This window comes from Bartonella sp. AA81SXKL (assembly GCF_042196945.1).
Lineage (GTDB): Bacteria > Pseudomonadota > Alphaproteobacteria > Rhizobiales > Rhizobiaceae > Bartonella.
This window is the reverse complement of the sequence record NZ_JBHIRH010000185.1, coordinates 1-788: the sequence shown is the minus strand read 5'-3', so window position 1 is coordinate 788 and position 788 is coordinate 1. Positions and strand designations below refer to the sequence as shown.

Here is a 788-nt window from a genome sequence, read left to right as displayed (position 1 = left end):
CTAAAACAACGCCTACGATAATACTTGCCAAAAACTCACTAGAAAGCTTAATTGCACGTGCCATCGTTCCTTGTGGCTCTCCTCCCTCTTTTCTATACCCTCGCTTCTTTAATGCTTTTTTACGCATTAAAGCTAAACCTAAATTCTGACTACGACATTCCAAATCCTCTGAATTAAAACAGTCTTCTTGCTTTTTTCCGTCAGCTTCCTCTTTTGGTACAACGGGCTCGTTGTCCTTTGCCATAATTGGCTCCTTAATAAAAAGCAAAGTCAAAACGCATCTTACAAGACCGTGCGTAACATATTGGTCCCCAATTTATTCGTCAAGCCAATAAAAGAAATCTATCACAATTTATCGCATAAATAGCGTGGCTTTCAATTTTATAAACTGCAACCCTGAACACACCTTCAAATGCCCTCCTCATCCGGGTGATAATGCCCTGTTGCATTACCTTGAAATAAAACCATAACTGTCCTTCTGCCCGTTTGGATAATTTCTAAAACGGGTATACAGCCTAATTTGGGAAGAATATAAAGTTTTAAGGGTCTAAACCAGTTCCCATCTTTACCATCTCCTTTTAATTCGACTTTACGACTTTCAAAAACATTGAGGAGCAATATCTTTTAAATCATGCAGATTAAGCATTGCCTCACGCTTTTGTTTCTCACGTTCTTTAATGGGATCACGCCTTTCATGTAAAACAGAATGGCATTGGATTGCCAATTCACGCGTTTGTTTTAAAGAAAAATTTCTCAATGCCCGCCAGTCCATTTTGCGACACCACGCC

General features: G+C 39.2%; 2 pseudogenes. Both read right to left on the bottom strand.

Annotated features, from left to right (window positions below):
• Positions 1–244 (bottom strand): annotated as a pseudogene (locus ACFINZ_RS10480) (ATP synthase subunit); the annotation flags it as partial.
• Positions 245–465: 221 nt separating this feature from the next.
• Positions 466–772, bottom strand: a pseudogene (locus tag ACFINZ_RS10475) (integrase); the annotation flags it as partial.
• Positions 773–788: the final 16 nt, after the last annotated feature.